This window comes from Bacillus halotolerans (assembly GCF_004006435.1).
GTDB classification, from domain to species: domain Bacteria; phylum Bacillota; class Bacilli; order Bacillales; family Bacillaceae; genus Bacillus; species Bacillus halotolerans.
Genome location: NZ_CP029364.1, coordinates 1,815,428 through 1,835,000 on the forward strand (window position 1 = coordinate 1,815,428; position 19,573 = coordinate 1,835,000).

Genomic DNA, 19,573 nt, shown 5'->3' on the forward strand with positions numbered 1-19,573 from the left:
AAAGAGGAAATTTAAATTTTTTATTTTCAAACTTTTTAACCCCTTTTTTAACTGAAAAAGCCTCCTAACATTTATCATTTATTTTAAGATAGATATAGATCGAATTAAGAGAGGAGAAACCAATATGATACTAGTCAGCTCTTGCCTCGGCGGCATTGAATGCAGATACAACGGTTCGCATGCCGCATCAGAGAAAATCCGAAAACTGATTGAAGAAAAACAAGCAGTGATGGCTTGCCCTGAACTTCTCGGCGGCTTCTCCACTCCCCGAGAACCAGCAGAAATCATCGGAGGCACTGGTGAGGATGTTCTTAGTGGAGCCGCGAAAATCATAACGTCTTCAGGAGAAGATGTAACAGATTTATATATGAAGGGCGCGGCCCAAACATTGGCCTACGCAAAAGAAATCAACGCCTCTGCCGTCATATTGAAAGAAAACAGCCCATCATGCGGAAGCAATTTCATCTATAATGGCTCATTTTCAGGCAAAAAAATCGCTGGAAACGGAGTAACCGCCGCGCTATTAAAACAAGCGGGGTACCGTGTAATTTCTGAAAACCAGTTAGACGACATATTGTAAGGAGGCTCATCATGATGCAAGATATCTCTTTATCCTTCTATAAGCCTGAGCATTTGCCGGAGCTTTACGCATTTACTTTACACGATGATGACAAACGCTTTACCGCTCTCCCTAAAGAGGTGCTGACCCAGGCCCTAAGCATTCAGGAGCGCTATCCGGTTGTCATCTTAAAAGGTGATCTGCCAATAGGCTTTTTCATTCTACATACGTCAAAAGAAACCATTGCTCCCTATTCCAACAATCCATTTGCTTTATTGCTCAGTTCCTTATCATTAAACTCTGCCCACCACGGACAAGGCTATGCGAAAAAAGCCATGCTTCAGCTCCCCTCTTTTGTTAACGGGTATTTCCCATGGTGCGATGAAATCATTTTAGCCGTCAATCACCTGAACACCCGTGCAAAGCAGCTTTATATGAAAACCGGATTTCTTGATAAAGGACGCCGAAAAATCGGGCCGCTTGGCGAACAGCTGATACTTCATTATTTCTTATAGCCTCTTTTGAAATAAAGTTTCAAAAATTAAAAATGATAGTTGAAATATCATAACAGAAATGAATATACTGAATATTGAGATATATTTATTTTTACACAGGGGGCATCCTCATGTCAGAACAATTGAATCTTCACAATCTTACAACGGAATCACGCAATAGCCAAACATCGAAAATACACAAAGCTAATACCCTCGATATCTTAAAAATGATTAACAATGAAGATATCAAAGTCGCTGCCGCCGTTCAGCGTGTCCTTCCCGATATCGAAGCAGCCGTCGAATGCGCGTATGAATCCTTTCAAAATGGCGGACGGCTCATTTACGCAGGTGCAGGCACTAGCGGCCGACTCGGTGTGATGGACGCAGTTGAATGTCCTCCGACCTACAGCGTCAGTCCTGATCAGGTAATCGGATTAATGGCCGGCGGTCCCAACGCATTTTTGCAGGCGGCTGAGGGGATTGAAGATCATGAAGAAGCAGGGGCCGAGGATTTACGATCCATCCATCTCACCTCAGCCGATACAGTGATCGCGATTGCAGCAAGCGGCCGTACGCCTTATGCAGCAGGTGCGCTGAAATACGCCCGCAAAATCGGAGCAAACACCGTCTCCCTTACCTGTAACAGTCAATCTGCCATCAGCAAACACGCTGATCACAGCATTGAAGTCGTCGTCGGGCCAGAAGTCATTACAGGCTCGACACGTATGAAAGCCGCAACCGCTCATAAAATGATTCTAAACATGATATCCACCGCTGTAATGGTCAAAATCGGCAAGGTCTACGAAAACTTGATGGTGGATGTCAATGTCAGCAACAAAAAACTAAAAGAACGCGCCATCAGCATCATTCAAAGCCTTACAGACGTTTCTTATGAGAAAGCGCAATACACACTTGAACAGGCGAATCTTCATGTCAAAACAGCAATTGTTATGCTCAAAACCAGCACAGATCAAAACAAAGCGAAGACATTGCTTGATGAAGCGAACGGTTTTATAGACAAAGCAATTGAAAACTACCATTCATGATAAGGAGAGACAGTAATGGCGACAGGCGGTTTAGCTATCATTCAATCAATGAAACACAAGCTGCCACAATCAGAGCGTAAGCTTGCGGACTACATATTAGCCCATCCCCACAAAGCGATAGAAAGCACAGTCAGCGAAATCAGCGCCTTAGCTAATTCAAGTGACGCTGCCGTCATCAGGCTCTGCAAATCACTGGGACTAAAAGGATTTCAGGATTTAAAAATGAGGGTAGCGGGCGATCTGGCAAAACCTGCTGTTCAAGGCTACCGGGACATCGCTCCTCATGAATCGCTGCCTTCCATCTCTGAAAAAGCAGCCGGCAATGCTATTCAAGCAATTCAAGACACCTCAGATCTCATGGATTATCAAGAGCTTGAGCGCGCCGTTTCTCTGCTGCTTCAAGCGAACACTGTACATTTTTTCGGTCTGGGCGCCTCGGGAATTGTCGCCAAGGATGCCCAGCAAAAATGGCTTCGAATTCATAAACAGGCGACTGCTTTCACGGACACTCATCTTGTGGCATCTTTAATCGCAAATGCAGATAAGAAAGACATTGTATTTGCCATTTCATTTTCAGGTGAGACACAGGAAATCATCGAGCTGCTTTCGATGGCAAAGGAAAAAGGCGTCACAATCATCAGCCTCACACAATTCAGCCAAACCTCCGTCACTGCATTATCCGACGTTTCATTATATACAGCCCATTCCAACGAGGCCCTGATTCGAAGCGCAGCCACTTCCTCCCGTCTCGCCCAGCTTTTTATGATTGATGTTTTGTTTTTAAGCATGGCGGCCGAGCAGTATGAAGAAACGGTCGGCTGCATTGATAAAACGAGAGAAGCAATCAAATCTATGAGAAAGACATAAGGCATCTTGAAAGGGAGGGGTTTGTATGAGCAAAGAAAAACACTACAATACTCTGGCGGAAAAAATCCTTGAGCTATGCGGGGGGAAATCCAATATTTCTTCCTATACGCATTGCATGACCCGCTTGCGCATTACGCCTTACGATGTCAGCAAAACGGATAGTAAGGCGTTAAGAGAACTTGATGGCGTCCTTGGAGTCGTCGAAGCTGAAACCCTGCAGATTATCCTCGGCACTGGTGTCGTTAATCATGTCACCGCCGCTTTTTCGAAGCTGGTATCATCAGAAGAAGATTTTAATCTAAAAGAGGCCGCAGCCAAAAAGAAATCCGATATCAATCGTAAGAACGCCACCCCGTTTAAGCTTTTTTTACGTAAAATAGCCAGCATCTTCATACCTCTCATTCCCGCACTCGTCGCTTCAGGCTTAATTACCGGAATTACCAAAGCGATAATCCAAGCCGGCTGGCTCTCTGCTGAATCACAAACAGCAATTGTATTGACAGTCATCGGATCAGGCCTGTTCACTTATCTCGGCATTCTCGTCGGCATTAACGCGTCAAAAGAATTTGGCGGGACGCCCGCTCTCGGCGCTCTTGCAGGGATTCTGATCATTAACCCGGAAATCGCAAAGATCAGCTTATTCGGAGAACAGCTTCTTCCCGGCAGGGGAGGGCTCATCGGCGTTCTATTCGCAGCTATATTCATTGCTTACACAGAACAATTCGTCCGCCGCTTTATTCCTCAATCACTCGATATTATCGTAACTCCAACAGTTTCGCTTTTGATCACTGGAATATTGACGTACGTCGTTTTCATGCCTTTAGGGGGGTTCATTTCAGATGTCATCACATCCGGTCTTCTGTCCATCTTAGACATCGGCGGAATCGCTGCAGGCTTTATTCTGGGCGCGACCTTCCTCCCTCTTGTTGTCACCGGGCTACATCAAGGCCTGACGCCGGTGCACATGGAACTCATCAATTCGATCGGTGATGACCCGCTTCTCCCTATCCTTGCTATGGGAGGCGCGGGACAAGTGGGCGCAGCCTTCGCCATCTTCGTTAAAACAAAGAAAAAAACGCTGAGAAAAGCGATCACAGGGGGTCTTCCTTCAGGACTGCTCGGCATCGGTGAACCGCTTATATTCGGTGTAACGCTGCCGCTTGGCCGTCCGTTTTTGACAGCATGCTTAGGGGCGGGTATCGGCGGAGCTTTTCAAGCTTATTTTCAGGTAGCCACAGTTGCGCTCGGCGTCTCCGGATTGCCGCTCTCTTTTCTGGTGCTGCCTTCACAAATCATCTTATATATCATTGGTCTCTTTATTTCCTATGCGGCAGGCTTTTTATTGACCTACGCTTTCGGATATAAAGATGAAATGGCTGCCCAGTTCGATTAAATGATGACGTTTTAGGAATAGTAACGGCATAGAAACACGGAAAGGAGCAAGCTTGTGAGAACGAAGACATTAGCATTACTCAGCGCTATTTTAACCGTGTCCATTCTGACGCCGAACGAAGCCTTCGCACAAACCGCCCTTCATCAAGCAGACAACCAGGTTGAGCCGAAAACAATAAATCCAGAAACTGCACAGTTTTCGTCGAAGAAACTAAGGAAGGTTGATCAGATGATTGAACGGGACATTGCAGCAGGATTCCCCGGCGCCGTTCTGGTCGTCGTGAAGGACGGCCGTATGATCAAAAAAGAAGCATACGGCTACAGTAAAAAATATGACGGGGCTGAACTGTTGCGCCGTCCGGCAAAAATGAAAACCCGCACGATGTTTGACTTGGCATCAAATACAAAAATGTATGCGGCCAATTTTGCTTTACAGCGCTTAGTCAGCCAAGGCAAACTCGACGTTTATGAAAAGGTATCTGCTTATTTGCCTGATTTCAAGGATCAGCCTACAGATCGCATCAAAGGGAAAGATAACATTCGTGTCATTGATGTCCTGCAGCACCAATCAGGGCTTCCATCCAGCTTCTACTTTTACAGCCCGGAAAAAGCCGGAATGTATTATTCGCAAGAGCGGGAGAAAACCATTGAATACTTGATGAAAATCCCGCTGGATTATGAAACAGGAACAAAACACGTATACAGTGACATTGGATACATGCTTCTCGGCTGTATTGTCGAAAAACTCACTGGCAAACCGCTTGATGTCTATACGGAACAAGAGCTCTACAAACCGCTGAAGCTGAAACATACGTTGTACAATCCGCTGCAAAAGGGCTTTAAAGCAAAACAGTTCGCAGCCACTGAACGTATGGGCAATACACGAGACGGTGTTATCCATTTCCCTCATATCCGCATAGACACGCTGCAAGGAGAAGTACATGACGAAAAAGCATTCTATTCGATGGAAGGCGTTTCAGGCCACGCCGGACTGTTTTCAAACGCTGATGATATGGCGATTCTGCTTCAAGTCATGTTAAACAAAGGAACGTACCGAAACGTTTCATTATTCGATCAGAAAACAGCTGACCTATTTACGGCGCCATCAGCAACAGATCCGACATTCGGCCTTGGATGGCGGCGAAACGGCAGTAAAAGCATGGAATGGATGTTTGGCCCTTATGCAAGCGAAAATGCGTACGGACATACTGGCTGGACAGGAACGGTTACCATCATTGATCCGGCATACAATTTAGGCATCGCTTTGTTAACAAATAAAAAGCATTCACCTGTCGCTGATCCAGCGGAAAATCCGAACGTGTTTGAGGGTGACCAATTTTCAACAGGCAGTTACGGAAGCGTCATTACCGCGATTTATGAAGCAATGAAATAATCGACGATAGGAGGAAGTTGTTATGAAACCTGTCATTTCGCTTATCCTTTCCACCGTCCTTTTTCTTTCATGTTTTCTCGGCGTCAGTCAGACAGCTGTAGCAAAACCCCGCAGCTCAGATGATGCCAAGCAGATCGTTGATCGTATGACGTTAGATGAAAAACTTGGCCAGATGCTGATGCCGGATTTCAGAAACTGGAAAAAGGAAGGTGAGTCTTCTCCGCAAGCCTTCACAAAAATGAATGAGGAAGTCGCTGGCCTCATCAAGAAATATCAATTCGGCGGCGTCATACTTTTTGCAGAAAATGTAAAAACAACTGAGCAAACGGTACGGCTGACAGACGCATATCAAAAGGCCAGCCCTAAGATTCCGCTCTTACTCAGCATTGATCAAGAAGGCGGGATCGTGACGAGATTAGGGGAGGGCACTAATTTCCCAGGCAATATGGCGCTTGGCGCAACAAGAAGCAGAATCAATGCATATCAGACCGGCAGCATGATTGGAAAAGAGCTTTCTGTCTTAGGCATCAATACAGATTTCAGCCCAGTCTTGGACATTAATAATAACCCTGATAATCCCGTGATCGGTGTGAGATCATTCAGTTCTGATCGTGAACTGACAGCACGACTCGGTTTATATTCTATGAAAGGTTTGCAACGGCAAAATATCGCCTCTGCTCTTAAACATTTCCCGGGACATGGAGACACTGACGTTGACAGCCATTATGGACTGCCGCTCGTTTCTCATAACCAGGAACGGCTTCGTGAGGTTGAACTCTATCCTTTTCAAAAAGCGATTGATGCCGGAGCAGATATGGTGATGACAGCTCATGTTCAATTCCCAGCCTTTGATGACACCACATATAAAAGCAAGCTTGATGGATCAGATATTATGGTTCCCGCTACACTTTCAAAGAAAGTAATGACCGGGCTGCTTCGGGAGGAAATGGGATTTGGCGGTGTAATCGTCACTGATGCTCTCAATATGAAAGCCATAGCAGATCATTTCGGTCATGAAGAGGCGGTCGTCATGGCCATAAAGGCCGGTGTTGATATCGCGTTAATGCCTGTCTCAGTTACATCTTTGAAAGATGAACAAAAATTGGCAAGCGTGATTGACTCCTTAAAAGAAGCTGTTAAAAATGGAGACATTCCCTTACAGCAAATCAACAAATCGGTGGAAAGAATCATTTCCCTGAAAATAAAGCGCGGTATTTACCCCGCTCAGCATGACAGCAACATAGATAAAAAGGTGAAGAAAGCACTCAAAACAGTGGGAAGCAAACACCATACGAAGACAGAGCAAAAAATCGCTGAAAAGGCAGTGACAGTATTAAAAAATGATCAGCATACCTTGCCGTTCAAACCCAAAAAAGGCAGCCGAATCTTAATTGCCGCACCTTACGAGGAACAAACAGCATCCATTGAAAAAACCATTCACGATTTAATGCAGCGAAAAAAAATCAAATCTGTTTCTCTTAACAAAATCAACTTTGCAGAAAAGGTATTTAATGCTGAGCATGAAAAACAAGTAAAAGAAGCTGATTATATTATTACAGGCTCTTACGTTGTAAAAAATGACCCTGTCGTCAACGACGGTGTCATCGACGACACGGTAACAGATTCAAGCAAATGGGCCACCGCTTTTCCGAGAGCTGTCATGAATGCCGCACTGCAGCACAAAAAGCAATTTGTCTTAATGAGTCTGCGCAATCCATATGATGCCGCCAATTTCGAAGAAGCAAGAGCTTTGATTGCCGTCTATGGTTTTAAAGGATATGCAAACGGGCGTTATCTTCAGCCGAATATTCCGGCCGGCGTTAAAGCGATCTTCGGACAATCAAAGCCAAAGGGCACGCTGCCAGTCGACATTCCATCCGTCACAAAACCGGGAGACATCCTTTATCCATTTGGCTATGGAGTAAACATCAAAACGGGAAAACCGCTTTAATAAGGAGGAGCATATGAAGAAAACGGTATTGGTTCTTCTCGCAGGGCTTATGATGTTCGGGACAATGACGGCTGCCTCAGCTTCGCCTGATTCAGAAAAACAAACAGCAAAAAAACCTAAAGTCCAGACCGGCATTGATATCCTCTTGTCACGACACAAAAAGCAGCTAATGGGAAAAAGAGTTGGACTGATTACCAATCCAACAGGTGTGAGTGCATCCCTTAAAAGCAGCGTAGATATTCTTTTCGAAGACCCCGATATACAGCTGACAGCTTTATTCGGGCCCGAGCACGGCGTTCGCGGCGACGCTCAGGCAGGAGACGAAGTAGGCTCTTACATTGACGAAAAAACCGGGGTTCCCGTATACAGCCTTTACGGAAAAACGAAAAAACCCACTCCTGATATGCTGAAAAATGTCGATGTTCTTCTATTTGACATCCAGGACGTCGGGACTCGTTACTATACGTACATTTATACAATGGCTTATGCAATGGAAGCCGCTAAAGAAAACGGAATTCCTTTTATCGTGCTGGACCGTCCGAATCCCCAAGGCGGAAAAAAGGTTGAAGGACCAGTGCTGGAGCCCGAGTACGCATCCTTTGTCGGACTCTATCCTATTCCGTTAAAGCACGGGATGACCATTGGAGAATTGGCTTTACTATTCAACAAGGAATTTAATATTAATGCTGATGTGTCAGTCGTAAAAATGAAACACTGGAAACGCTCTATGGATTTTGACGAAACCAGACTGCCTTTCGTCCTCCCTTCACCGAACATGCCAACCGCAGAGAGCACATTTGTATACCCTGCAACAGGGTTAATTGAAGGAACAAATGTATCTGAAGGGCGGGGAACGACTAAGCCATTCGAGTTGATCGGAGCTCCCTTTATCACAAGCACAGAGCTTGCAGAAAAAATGAACAGTCTTGCTCTGCCTGGCGTTACATTCAGAGCTTCCTCCTTCACTCCAACGTTCTCTAAACATCAAGGAACACTTTGCCACGGCGTGCAGCTCTATATTACGGACAGAGAAAAATTTGAAGCGGTTAAAACAGGACTGTCGCTTATTAAAATGATACATGATCTCTATCCTGATGATTTTCAGTTCCTAGCGTCTGGCTCATTTGATAAATTGGCAGGCAACGGCTGGATTAGAACGAAAATCAAGAACGGTGCTTCAATTGATGAAATCATTGACACCTATCAAAAACAGCTGAAGCAATTCAATAAAACCAGAAAACAATATCTCCTATATTAAGACTTAAGAATGGTATGTTACACGTGTAACATTTTCTTACCCAACAAAAGCATGATCATTTTCCCTTGCCCGCACATTGCGGCAAGGGTTTTTTAAATCCAAAAACAACACGCTTTATATAGGAAAACTTTCATTTATTTGGTACAATCTTATTGAAAATGATTATCATTTAAGCGAGCGTTTCTGAAAAGGTGGTCTTCTCCTTGCAAAACTCAATGATTTATCATCCGGTACAAATTGAATATATGAAGAAAACGAGTGATCTCTTCTCAGAACAGCAATTGACCGACTCATTCGTGCTGATCTTTCATTTAAAAGGAGATGGACATATTTCTATCGGAACAAGAACCGCTCCTCTCCAAAAAAAGACACTGTATGTTTGTCCGCCTCATGAGACATTCGGCATTACACCTGCAGAAGAGAGAAATATAGATGTGTGTCTGATCAGGCTTCACTGCTATACAGCGGAAACCCGGCAAGATCTCTTAAAACCATGCACTGAAACTGATTTATCCAGTCTAAACCTTGTGAATGTTTCACATATCGAAAACCTTTCAGCCCGGCTTCAAGAACTTGCAGAAATATGGACAGAATCAGCTCAGCTTTCTCAATTAAAATGTGTGATAGAGGTTCAAAGCCTGATTTATGATCTATTCACAGCTCATGTATCCGATCAAAACGATACACAATCTGCGATTGAAAAAACAATACATTACATTGAAACTCATGCCGATACAAAAATTACACTTGCCCAGCTCTCAAAAATTGCAGGAATCAGCGCCAAGCATTACAGCGAAACCTTTAAAAAATGGACAGGCCAGAGCGTAACAGAATTCATTACAAAAACTCGGATTACCCGAGCAAAGCGGCTTATGGCAAGATCCAACTGTAAACTGAAAGAAATCGCCCATCAAACCGGCTATCAAGATGAATTTTATTTCAGCAGAATCTTTAAAAAGCACACAGGTTCTTCACCTACAAGCTATATGAAAAAACGCAGGCAAAAACTAGCCGCCTATGGAAAGGGAACAATGGGACAGCTCATTCCTCTGCATCACATACCGTTTGCAGCCGCACTCCATCCAAAATGGACGGCTTACTATTATCAGCATTATTCAGCAGATATTCCAGTACAGCTCAGCGCATACCGGTTTAATGAAAAATGGGAGGAAAACCTGCAGACGTTGTCCCAAGCTGAACCCGATATCATTTTCAGCATGGATTCTGTTTCTTCAGAAGAACAAAAGCGCCTGAACAGCATTGCAGAAGTATGTTACCTTCCTGCAGAAGAAAACTGGAGAGCACACTTTCTGCACACCGCCTCGTTTTTAAAGGAAGAATCGGAAGCTGAAAAGTGGCTCGCAGCCTATGACAAGCAGACGGCTGCCGCTAAAAAGACATTGCTGCACGCTCAAGAGTTTCGTTATCTCTTTCTTCGTCTGCATAAGCAGCGCTTTTATGTGGCGCATAATCGCAGCGTCCGCGAAGTTTTCTTTGAAGATTTAGGATTCAAACCGGCTGACACGCCTTCAGAACAAGCGATTTCATTAGAAGACATCACAAATTGCCAAGCTGACTGTATCATGCTCTTTCTTTTTAAAGAGCCGGAAACCATTGCTTATTATCAGCAATTAAAACAGTCGGAAATATGGCAAAACCTAAGCGCAGTGCGGAACGGACGTGTGTATCACCTCTCTTCAGACCCATGGAATGAGTACTCGGCTTGCGGGCACGAGCGGATTGTTCAGCAAACCATTTCTATGCTATCCGGTGATAGTCCATGATAAATATGGAATTTGTCCATGGTGTTATGTCTGTTCATTCTCTATAATTCCAATTGATAATAGTTATCAATTGAACAGGAGGCACTATAGATGAAAAAGCTATCTCTTACCTTATTAATCTTGCTTCTCGCACTCACGGCGGCAGCTTGCGGCAGCAAGGAAGAATCCTCTGCGAGCAAAGCGAGCGGCACAAAGTCCGAGAAAAAGAAAATCGAGTATTTGGATAAAACGTACGAAGTAAACGTACCGACAGATAAGATTGCCATTACGGGAAGCGTTGAATCCATGGAAGACGCAAAACTGCTGGACGTTCATCCGCAGGGTGCAATCTCATTCTCCGGAAAATTCCCTGAAATGTTCAAGGACATCACAGATAAAGCAACACCTACAGGGGAAAAAATGGAACCAAACATTGAAAAAATTCTTGAGATGCAGCCAGACGTGATCCTGGCATCTACAAAGTTCCCTGAAAAAACCCTGAAAAAAATAAGCACGGCCGGCACGACCATTCCGGTTTCACACATCTCATCAAACTGGAAGGAAAATATGATGCTGCTTGCCCAGCTGACTGGAAAAGAGAAAAAAGCGAAAAAAATCATTGCAGACTATGAACAGGATCTAAAAGAAACAAAAACGAAAATCAGTAAACAAGCAAAAGATTCAAAAACGCTTGTCATCAGAATCAGACAAGGGAATATTTACATTTATCCTGAACAAGTGTACTTCAACTCAACTCTTTATGGCGACTTAGGCCTTAAAGCACCGAATGAAGTCAAAGCCGCAAAAGCGCAAGAGCTGATTTCATTAGAAAAACTCAGTGAAATGAACCCTGACCACATTTTCGTCCAATTTTCTGATGATGAAAATGCGGATAAACCTGATGCATTAAAAGATTTAGAGAAAAATCCAATCTGGAAAAGCCTCACAGCAGTCAAAGAAGATCATGTGTACGTCAATTCAGTTGATCCTCTTGCACAAGGCGGTACGGCTTGGAGCAAAGTCCGCTTCCTGAAAGCGGCATCTGAAAAATTAACACAAGACTAAATTAGAGTAGGTTTTTGTATGTATTCAAAACAGTGGACACGTATCATTTTGATTACTTCTCCATTTGCTATTGCATTATCATTGCTGCTTTCCGTCCTCTATGGCGCAAAGCAGCTTAATGCTGATATTGTCTTTGCATCACTTTTTCATTTTGATCCGGGAAACACAGACCATCAAATCATATGGCATTCCCGGATTCCAAGGGCTGCCGGCGCTCTGCTCATTGGGGCAGCCCTTGCTGTATCTGGAGCGCTCATGCAAGGCATCACACGCAATTATTTGGCATCGCCCTCAATTATGGGTGTTTCAGATGGTTCCGCGTTTATCATCACGCTTTGTATGGTTCTGCTTCCGCAATCATCTTCGCTTGAAATGATTATTTACTCTTTTATCGGCTCCGCATTTGGAGCTGCATTGGTATTCGGCCTGGCAACAATGCTGCCTAACGGGTTTACGCCCGTACAGCTAGCCATCATTGGCACAGTCACAAGCATGCTGCTTAATAGTTTAGCGGCTGCCATATCGATCTATTTTCAAATTTCACAGGATCTGAGTTTCTGGTACAGCGCCAGACTTCATCAAATGAGCCCCGACTTTCTAAAGCTTGCCGTTCCATTTTTCCTTGCGGGTATCGTCATAGCTGTTTCTCTCAGCAAAAAGGTGACCGCTGTATCACTAGGCGACGATATCTCTAAGAGTTTGGGCCAAAAGAAAAAAACGATCAAAATCATGGCAATGATCTCTGTCATCATTTTAACCGGAAGTGCTGTAGCGCTTGCCGGAAAAATTGCGTTTGTCGGTTTAGTCGTCCCGCATATCACGAGATTTCTCGTCGGCTCAGATTATAACAGACTGATTCCTTGTTCCTGCATCTTGGGCGGCGTCTTTTTAACGATGTGCGATCTCGCCAGCAGATTTATCAATTATCCATTTGAAACACCGATTGAGGTTGTGACTTCTATTATCGGCGTTCCTTTCTTCCTTTATTTGATCAAACGAAAAGGAGGAGAGCAAAATGGCTAAAAAATATGCAGTGTTAATCGTATTGATTCTCCTCGTCAGTTATTTCAGCATGACCAGCGGATCATTTTCTGTTCGTCCGACAGAGCTGCTCTCCACTCTTTTTCAGATCAATCCCAATCCGCAGTATGAAGTTTTGCTGTTTGACTTAAGACTGCCGCGGATTGTCATGGCAGCCATTATCGGACTCGGACTTGGCATAGCAGGAGCTGTCATTCAGGCCATCACACGAAACGGTCTTGCAGACCCGGGAATATTGGGAATCAATGCGGGAGCAGGGGCAGGTATTGTGGCGTTTATGCTGTTGTTCCAAGGCCAGAAAGAAGTAACTTCGATTGTCGCGGCAATGGGAATGCCGTTTTTCGGCCTGATCGGCGGACTGGCTGCTGCAGTCATGATTTACATATTCGCTTGGAACAGAGGCAATTTAGATTCAGGCAGAATTATTCTGGTAGGAATCGCGATTAATTCAGGATTCAGCGCTTTGTCTTTGTTTCTATCATTAAAAATGGACCCGCAAGATTATGAAATGGCCATGGTATGGAAAAACGGCAGCATCTGGTCGGCAAACTGGACATATATCACAGCTGTTCTTCCGTGGATGCTGCTGTTTATTCCGATTCTTCTGGCCAAGTCTCGTTTGCTCGATACCATCCGCTTTGACGAAGACACAGTCAGAAGCCTTGGCATTTCGTCAAATAAAGAAAAAACCATTCTGCTCGTCGCCTGTGTCGCCATCATTAGCGCCTGTGTCTCTGTAGCGGGAAGCATGGCATTTGTCGGCTTAATCGCGCCTCATATTTCCCGGAGATTGGCCGGTGTCGAACACCGCTATATTTTGCCTTTGAGCGGTTTGATCGGCATGCTGCTTGTATTGAGCGCAGACTTTGCCGGAAAACTGTTTTTCCAGCCCGCAGAAGTGCCAGCCGGCATTATTTTGGCGATACTCGGTGTTCCGTATTTCTTATACCTGCTTTTCAAGCAAAAAAAGGGGGAGAGTGTTTGAACGGATCTTTATCGGAGCATAAGGCGGGCGACAGGATGTTTAAGCTGTATCTCCCTCCTTCCTACAGTACGGACAGCAGGGCATTTCCTTCTGTTTACGTACAGGATGGCGGTTCTTTGTTTCAAGGTCAACTAGAACTGATAGAAAACAGGTTTCATCAAAACAGGGTGCCTGAGCTCGTGCTGATCGGCATAGAGCCTAAAAACCGGCTCGACGAGTACACTCCTTGGCCCGCCGCATCACTCAGTGATCAGTTTCTAGACTTCGGCGGTAAGGGGGCTGACTATCTTTCTGAAATAACAAACCGGCTCATTCCGTTTGTGGAAGAAAATTGGAATGTCTCCAGAAGGGCTCAATCCAGAGGTATGATCGGCGCCTCATTAGGCGGCCTCATCTCAATGTTCGCCTTTCTGAGACATTCATCATTATTTGGAAAAATAGGATCTCTCTCAAGTTCATACTGGTACGAGAACGCAGCAGAAACTATCTATACTTCCTCTGTAAGACCGGGTTCAACGCGTATTTTTATGTCTGTCGGCAGTGAAGAAGGCGCCGGAAAACAATCGATTCAGCAGACGATGCTCCAAAAAACAAAATACGTGCACGAGAGCCTAATAGAAAAAGGGTTCACTCAAGATCAGCTGTGCCTCGTCATTGAAAAAGGGGCGGTGCACCACCGCAAGCATTTCTGCAAACAATTTATCAATGCGCTGGAATGGCTATACGGAAAAAACCGCTCCAACATATGAGCGGTTTTTTCATGCCTTCTGCAAGACCGGTTTTAATTCGAAACGGTTCAGCATATAGCCGAACAAGGCAGCCAGGATTTGCTGAAACAGCATGCCAATCACAACCGGAACAGCCACCTGAGACGGAAAGAAAGTGACGGCAAGAACAGCGCCGGCACTGATATTCCTCATGCCTCCCGTAAAAATAAGAGAGACAATTTCCTCCTGCCGCCTTTTCATCATTTTTCCGATAAACCACGCCGCAGCATACCCGGTTAACGCGATACAAAAAACAGTGACAGCAATCCCTAAAAATCTTAAATCAATCGCTTTGAAATAAGGAGCTATCGCAGAGCTGTTAATCGCAATCACGGCCATCAGGCACAGCTTTGAAAAGGGAGACAGCGTACTGCTCAACGCCGCGGTTCTTTCTGGAGATGACATCTGATTAAACAGCATGCCCAGGAATGAAGGAATCACTACCATCACAATCAGACCCTTCATCATTCCCCAGATATCCATGTGAACCTGGGCACCGGCCAGCACAGAAAGACTCAGCGGAACGATTAACGGCGACAGCACGGTATCAATCAATATGATAGAAAGCGTCAAACCAACATTTCCTTTGTACATTGCAGCCCAAATCAAACTCGTAATTCCTGTAGGAATGACAACTGCTAATGTCAAACCCGTGATCGTTAATGGATCACCTTGAAATATGAGATGTCCGCTGCCCCAGGCGAAAAGCGGCATAAAAATATGAAGAACAAATAATGCAAGAATCATAGGAAGAGGATGCGCCAAGGCGTGTCTTAAAGACTGAAAGTTCGCGCTCAAGCTGCCCGCAAACGTAATAAAAGCAAATATCCAAGGCACTGCGCTTTCATATCCATTTAAAAACTGAGACAGCAGCACGCCAAGCACAACACTAGTCGGTGTCAAAAGCGGCATGACTTTCCCCAATACACGGTTCAGCTTCTGAAGCATCATATACAAGTCCCCTATTAAAAATTTCTTTCTCTCTATTATATCAATGCAGTTCAACCATATGTTATATAAAAAAGCTCAGATCTCATCAATCTGGACTTTCATACTTTTATGCCATCTGTTTCATAAGGGCTTTACTTGCATTATTCAGCCCCTTTAATTCAGCTTCAATTCCTTGCTCTTTAAACTTCGCAACAATTTTATCAAGCGCAGCCGCTCCTGAATCATCCCATACGTGAGCATCGGTCAAGTCAATGACAACTCGCTCGATATCCTCTTGATAGATAAACGCATTCGTAAGATCAGTTACTGACGCAAAAAAGATCTGTCCCTTCACTTGATACGTTCTCAGCTTTTGATCTTCTGCATGAGAAACGATCTTCAGCTTCGAGATTTTGGCTACGAAGAATACGGCACTTAACAGAACACCGACGAATACGCCTTTCGATAAGTCATCCGTCACGACAACCGTAATCACCGTCACAACCATTACAATTGAATCTGTAATCGGCGCTTTTTTCAAGCCTTTTAAAGAAGACCAATCAAATGTGCCGACAGATACCATAACCATAACAGCCACTAACGCAGCCATCGGAATGTTTACAACAACATGACTCAAAACGGCAATTAAAAACATAAGAAAAGCACCGGCAACAAAGGCTGATAACCGTCCGCGGCCGCCCGCTTTTGTATTAATAACAGATTGTCCGATCATAGCGCAGCCCGCCATACCGCCAAAAAATCCAGTGACGATATTCGCGATTCCCTGTCCGCGGCTCTCTTTATTTTTATCACTGTCCGTATCCGTCATTTCATCAATAATCTGTGCTGTCAGCAAAGATTCAAGCAAACCGACAAACGCCAAAGCAATGGAATAAGGAAAAATAATTTTGAGCGTTTCGAAGGTAAATGGAACATCAGGTATTAGAAAATGAGGCAATGAACTAGAGATATTGCCCATATCTCCAACCGTCCGCACATCCACATGGAATGTGACCGCAATAATCGTCATCACAATAATTGCGACAAGCGGAGATGGCACCGCAGTCGTAAACCTAGGCAGTACATAAATAATAACCAATGATCCGGCAAGCATCGCATACATGCTCCAAGATGCACCTTCAAATTGAGGCAGCTGCGCAGAAAAAATCAGAATCGCCAGCGCATTCACAAACCCGATCATCACAGAACGAGGAATGAATTTCATTAATCTCGCAATTTTACTGATGCCTAAGATCACCTGAATAACACCTGTCAAAATGGTGGCCGCAAATAAATACTGAAGCCCGTAATCGGCAACCAGCGACACCATCACAACAGCCATCGAACCAGTCGCAGCCGAAATCATCCCCGGTCTTCCGCCAAAAATAGAAATAATAATGGCAATACAAAATGAAGCATAAAGACCAACCATTGGATCAACGCCGGCAATAATAGAAAAACCAATCGCTTCAGGTATTAAGGCTAACGCCACCAAAATACCAGCAAGAATATCTTTTCGGATATTACCGAACCACTGCTGTTTTAATGTAAAACTATTCAAATATAACGACTCCTTTTTAAAAATAAATCCGCACCGTTTCTGTTGTATTGGGAGCTTAATTATTTTACGGAAGAAAATGAAAAGAAAAACTTTCGGAGAAAAAGGGGAAACGTTGAGTATAGTGTATTGAGGTAAGGAGTTATTATACAAAGAGTATCATAATAAATTTTAATCAAATGTGCAAGGTCAAATGCTGAAGAAAAAAAATGGCTCAACATATTTGAGCCATTTGCCATGATACATCATATCAGGATCAGAAACAAGAATCGTTTTGACTGCTTGAACATTGATACCGGGTCTATGCCCATCAAGTTTTGGATGGCGGACTCGAGTTTTCCAGCGGCGTTTCTTCCGTAAAGAGCTCAGAAAGCTGCGGCCTATCTACAGCGCATGAAACCACCGTTAAATCCTGCGGGTGATAAACATAATCGGTTAACCGGCGTGCCGCTCAGCATGTTGATCATGCTGGCTATTGTATTAGTATTAAAAATACTAGAGAGCTTCAAAAGCCGAAACCTTGAAAAAATGAACATCGAGAAAAACGAATCAGTACAAATATAAAAAAGACCAGTTCAGCTGAACTGGTCTTTACCTTGCTTGGCGGCGTCCTACTCTCACAGGGGGAAACCCCCGACTACCATCGGCGCTGAAGAGCTTAACTTCCGTGTTCGGCATGGGAACGGGTGTGACCTCTTCGCTATCGCCACCAAACAATTGAGAGTGTTCTCTCAAAACTAGATAACAGGTGTGACATCATTAGAAATTAGGTTAAGTCCTCGATCGATTAGTATCTGTCAGCTCCATGTGTCGCCACACTTCCACCTCAGACCTATCAACCTGATCATCTTTCAGGGATCTTACTTCCTTGCGGAATGGGAAATCTCATCTTGAGGGGGGCTTCATGCTTAGATGCTTTCAGCACTTATCCCGTCCGCACATAGCTACCCAGCGATGCCCTTGGCAGAACAACTGGTACACCAGCGGTGCGTCCATCCCGGTCCTCTCGTACTAAGGACAGCTCCTCTCAAATTTCCTGCGCCCGCGACGGATAGGGACCGAACTGTCTCACGACGTTCTGAACCCAGCTCGCGTACCGCTTTAATGGGCGAACAGCCCAACCCTTGGGACCGACTACAGCCCCAGGATGCGATGAGCCGACATCGAGGTGCCAAACCTCCCCGTCGATGTGGACTCTTGGGGGAGATAAGCCTGTTATCCCCGGGGTAGCTTTTATCCGTTGAGCGATGGCCCTTCCATGCGGAACCACCGGATCACTAAGCCCGACTTTCGTCCCTGCTCGACTTGTAGGTCTCGCAGTCAAGCTCCCTTGTGCCTTTACACTCTGCGAATGATTTCCAACCATTCTGAGGGAACCTTTGGGCGCCTCCGTTACCTTTTAGGAGGCGACCGCCCCAGTCAAACTGCCCACCTGACACTGTCTCCCCGCCCGATAAGGGCGGCGGGTTAGAAGGTCAATACAGCCAGGGTAGTATCCCACCGATGCCTCCACCGAAGCTGGCGCTCCGGTTTCCAAGGCTCCTACCTATCCTGTACAAGCTGTACCAACATTCAATATCAGGCTGCAGTAAAGCTCCACGGGGTCTTTCCGTCCTGTCGCGGGTAACCTGCATCTTCACAGGTACTATAATTTCACCGAGTCTCTCGTTGAGACAGTGCCCAGATCGTTGCGCCTTTCGTGCGGGTCGGAACTTACCCGACAAGGAATTTCGCTACCTTAGGACCGTTATAGTTACGGCCGCCGTTTACTGGGGCTTCAATTCGCACCTTCGCTTACGCTAAGCGCTCCTCTTAACCTTCCAGCACCGGGCAGGCGTCAGCCCCTATACTTCGCCTTACGGCTTCGCAGAGACCTGTGTTTTTGCTAAACAGTCGCCTGGGCCTATTCACTGCGGCTCTCTCGGGCTTGCACCCTAACAGAGCACCCCTTCTCCCGAAGTTACGGGGTCATTTTGCCGAGTTCCTTAACGAGAGTTCTCTCGATCACCTTAGGATTCTCTCCTCGCCTACCTGTGTCGGTTTGCGGTACGGGCACCTCTCACCTCGCTAGAGGCTTTTCTTGGCAGTGTGGAATCAGGAACTTCGCTACTATATTTCGCTCGCCATCACAGCTCAGCCTTATGGGAAACGGATTTGCCTATTTCCCAGCCTAACTGCTTGGACGCGGATATCCAATACCGCGCTTACCCTATCCTCCTGCGTCCCCCCATTGCTCAAATGGTGAGGAGGTGGTACAGGAATATCAACCTGTTGTCCATCGCCTACGCCTTTCGGCCTCGGCTTAGGTCCCGACTAACCCTGAGCGGACGAGCCTTCCTCAGGAAACCTTAGGCATTCGGTGGAGGGGATTCTCACCCCTCTTTCGCTACTCATACCGGCATTCTCACTTCTAAGCGCTCCACCAGTCCTTCCGGTCTGGCTTCACAGCCCTTAGAACGCTCTCCTACCACTGTTCGAAGAACAGTCCGCAGCTTCGGTGATAC

At 45.3% G+C, this 19,573-nt stretch carries 15 protein-coding genes and 2 rRNA genes (1 of these 17 only partly in view); 13 read left to right on the top strand and 4 right to left on the bottom strand.

Annotated features, from left to right (window positions below):
- The first annotated feature begins 124 nt into the window (after positions 1-124).
- From DIC78_RS09130 to DIC78_RS09190, 13 genes are all read left to right on the top strand, one after another.
- Positions 125-580, top strand: coding sequence for a 2-thiouracil desulfurase family protein (locus DIC78_RS09130; protein WP_024120027.1), 456 nt, complete (start codon positions 125-127; stop codon positions 578-580).
- Positions 581-591: 11 nt separating this feature from the next.
- Entirely contained in the window at positions 592-1,074 is a 483-nt protein-coding gene (locus tag DIC78_RS09135; protein ID WP_101860238.1) for a GNAT family N-acetyltransferase, read from the top strand.
- Between the two features lie 110 nt (positions 1,075-1,184).
- Positions 1,185-2,099, top strand: coding sequence for an N-acetylmuramic acid 6-phosphate etherase (murQ, locus tag DIC78_RS09140; protein ID WP_127696133.1), 915 nt, complete (start codon positions 1,185-1,187; stop codon positions 2,097-2,099).
- 15 nt (positions 2,100-2,114) lie between these two features.
- A complete protein-coding gene (locus DIC78_RS09145; protein WP_127696135.1) occupies positions 2,115-2,966 on the top strand; it encodes a MurR/RpiR family transcriptional regulator in 852 nt (283 codons plus the stop codon).
- Between the two features lie 25 nt (positions 2,967-2,991).
- Positions 2,992-4,359, top strand: coding sequence for a PTS transporter subunit EIIC (locus DIC78_RS09150; RefSeq protein WP_127696137.1), 1,368 nt, complete (start codon positions 2,992-2,994; stop codon positions 4,357-4,359).
- A 54-nt stretch (positions 4,360-4,413) separates the two neighbouring features.
- Positions 4,414-5,751, top strand: a complete 1,338-nt coding sequence (gene pbp4b / locus DIC78_RS09155; protein ID WP_127696139.1) for a penicillin binding protein PBP4B — start codon at positions 4,414-4,416, stop codon at positions 5,749-5,751.
- A 22-nt stretch (positions 5,752-5,773) separates the two neighbouring features.
- The gene (locus DIC78_RS09160) at positions 5,774-7,702 is read left to right on the top strand and encodes a glycoside hydrolase family 3 protein (RefSeq protein WP_127696141.1); all 1,929 of its coding nucleotides are present in this window, start codon (positions 5,774-5,776) and stop codon (positions 7,700-7,702) included.
- Between the two features lie 13 nt (positions 7,703-7,715).
- A complete protein-coding gene (locus DIC78_RS09165; protein WP_127696143.1) occupies positions 7,716-8,960 on the top strand; it encodes an exo-beta-N-acetylmuramidase NamZ family protein in 1,245 nt (414 codons plus the stop codon).
- A 203-nt stretch (positions 8,961-9,163) separates the two neighbouring features.
- On the top strand, positions 9,164-10,744 hold the full coding sequence (gene btr / locus DIC78_RS09170; RefSeq protein ID WP_127696923.1) for a bacillibactin transport transcriptional regulator Btr: 1,581 nt from the start codon (positions 9,164-9,166) through the stop codon (positions 10,742-10,744).
- Between the two features lie 90 nt (positions 10,745-10,834).
- Entirely contained in the window at positions 10,835-11,788 is a 954-nt protein-coding gene (gene feuA, locus DIC78_RS09175; RefSeq protein WP_099043616.1) for an iron ABC transporter substrate-binding protein FeuA, read from the top strand.
- A gap of 18 nt (positions 11,789-11,806) precedes the next feature.
- Positions 11,807-12,811 (top strand): FecCD family ABC transporter permease, encoded by a 1,005-nt coding sequence (locus DIC78_RS09180; protein ID WP_127696145.1) that lies wholly within the window; start codon positions 11,807-11,809, stop codon positions 12,809-12,811.
- On the top strand, positions 12,804-13,814 hold the full coding sequence (gene feuC, locus DIC78_RS09185; protein WP_106021132.1) for an iron ABC transporter permease FeuC: 1,011 nt from the start codon (positions 12,804-12,806) through the stop codon (positions 13,812-13,814). Before DIC78_RS09180 ends, feuC begins: the two co-directional genes overlap by 8 nt.
- Positions 13,811-14,563: an alpha/beta hydrolase gene (locus DIC78_RS09190; RefSeq protein ID WP_127696147.1), complete on the top strand. Its 753-nt coding sequence runs from the start codon at positions 13,811-13,813 to the stop codon at positions 14,561-14,563. The genes feuC and DIC78_RS09190 overlap by 4 nt, the downstream gene beginning before the upstream one ends.
- A 9-nt stretch (positions 14,564-14,572) precedes the next feature.
- Here the strand turns inward: DIC78_RS09190 and DIC78_RS09195 are convergent, their stop codons facing one another.
- From DIC78_RS09195 to DIC78_RS09215, 4 genes are all read right to left on the bottom strand, one after another.
- The gene (locus DIC78_RS09195; protein WP_081638220.1) at positions 14,573-15,493 is read right to left on the bottom strand and encodes a bile acid:sodium symporter family protein; all 921 of its coding nucleotides are present in this window, start codon (positions 15,491-15,493) and stop codon (positions 14,573-14,575) included.
- Positions 15,494-15,638: 145 nt separating this feature from the next.
- On the bottom strand, positions 15,639-17,072 hold the full coding sequence (locus DIC78_RS09200) for a SulP family inorganic anion transporter (RefSeq protein WP_059352999.1): 1,434 nt from the start codon (positions 17,070-17,072) through the stop codon (positions 15,639-15,641).
- A gap of 595 nt (positions 17,073-17,667) precedes the next feature.
- Positions 17,668-17,783 (bottom strand): 5S ribosomal RNA (gene rrf / locus DIC78_RS09210).
- A 53-nt stretch (positions 17,784-17,836) separates the two neighbouring features.
- A 23S ribosomal RNA gene (locus DIC78_RS09215) occupies positions 17,837-19,573 on the bottom strand (it continues 1,191 nt past the right edge of the window).

What these genes read in the sequence shown, in the direction of transcription:
- DIC78_RS09130 (WP_024120027.1), top strand. Translation starts at nt 125, where the DNA reads ATGATACTAGTCAGCTCTTGCCTCGGCGGCATTGAATGCAGATACAAC.
- DIC78_RS09135 (WP_101860238.1), top strand. Translation starts at nt 592, where the DNA reads ATGATGCAAGATATCTCTTTATCCTTCTATAAGCCTGAGCATTTGCCG.
- murQ (WP_127696133.1), top strand. Translation starts at nt 1,185, where the DNA reads ATGTCAGAACAATTGAATCTTCACAATCTTACAACGGAATCACGCAAT.
- DIC78_RS09145 (WP_127696135.1), top strand. Translation starts at nt 2,115, where the DNA reads ATGGCGACAGGCGGTTTAGCTATCATTCAATCAATGAAACACAAGCTG.
- DIC78_RS09150 (WP_127696137.1), top strand. Translation starts at nt 2,992, where the DNA reads ATGAGCAAAGAAAAACACTACAATACTCTGGCGGAAAAAATCCTTGAG.
- DIC78_RS09160 (WP_127696141.1), top strand. Translation starts at nt 5,774, where the DNA reads ATGAAACCTGTCATTTCGCTTATCCTTTCCACCGTCCTTTTTCTTTCA.
- DIC78_RS09165 (WP_127696143.1), top strand. Translation starts at nt 7,716, where the DNA reads ATGAAGAAAACGGTATTGGTTCTTCTCGCAGGGCTTATGATGTTCGGG.
- feuA (WP_099043616.1), top strand. Translation starts at nt 10,835, where the DNA reads ATGAAAAAGCTATCTCTTACCTTATTAATCTTGCTTCTCGCACTCACG.
- DIC78_RS09180 (WP_127696145.1), top strand. Translation starts at nt 11,807, where the DNA reads ATGTATTCAAAACAGTGGACACGTATCATTTTGATTACTTCTCCATTT.
- feuC (WP_106021132.1), top strand. Translation starts at nt 12,804, where the DNA reads ATGGCTAAAAAATATGCAGTGTTAATCGTATTGATTCTCCTCGTCAGT.
- DIC78_RS09195 (WP_081638220.1), bottom strand. Translation starts at nt 15,493, where the DNA reads ATGCCGCTTTTGACACCGACTAGTGTTGTGCTTGGCGTGCTGCTGTCT.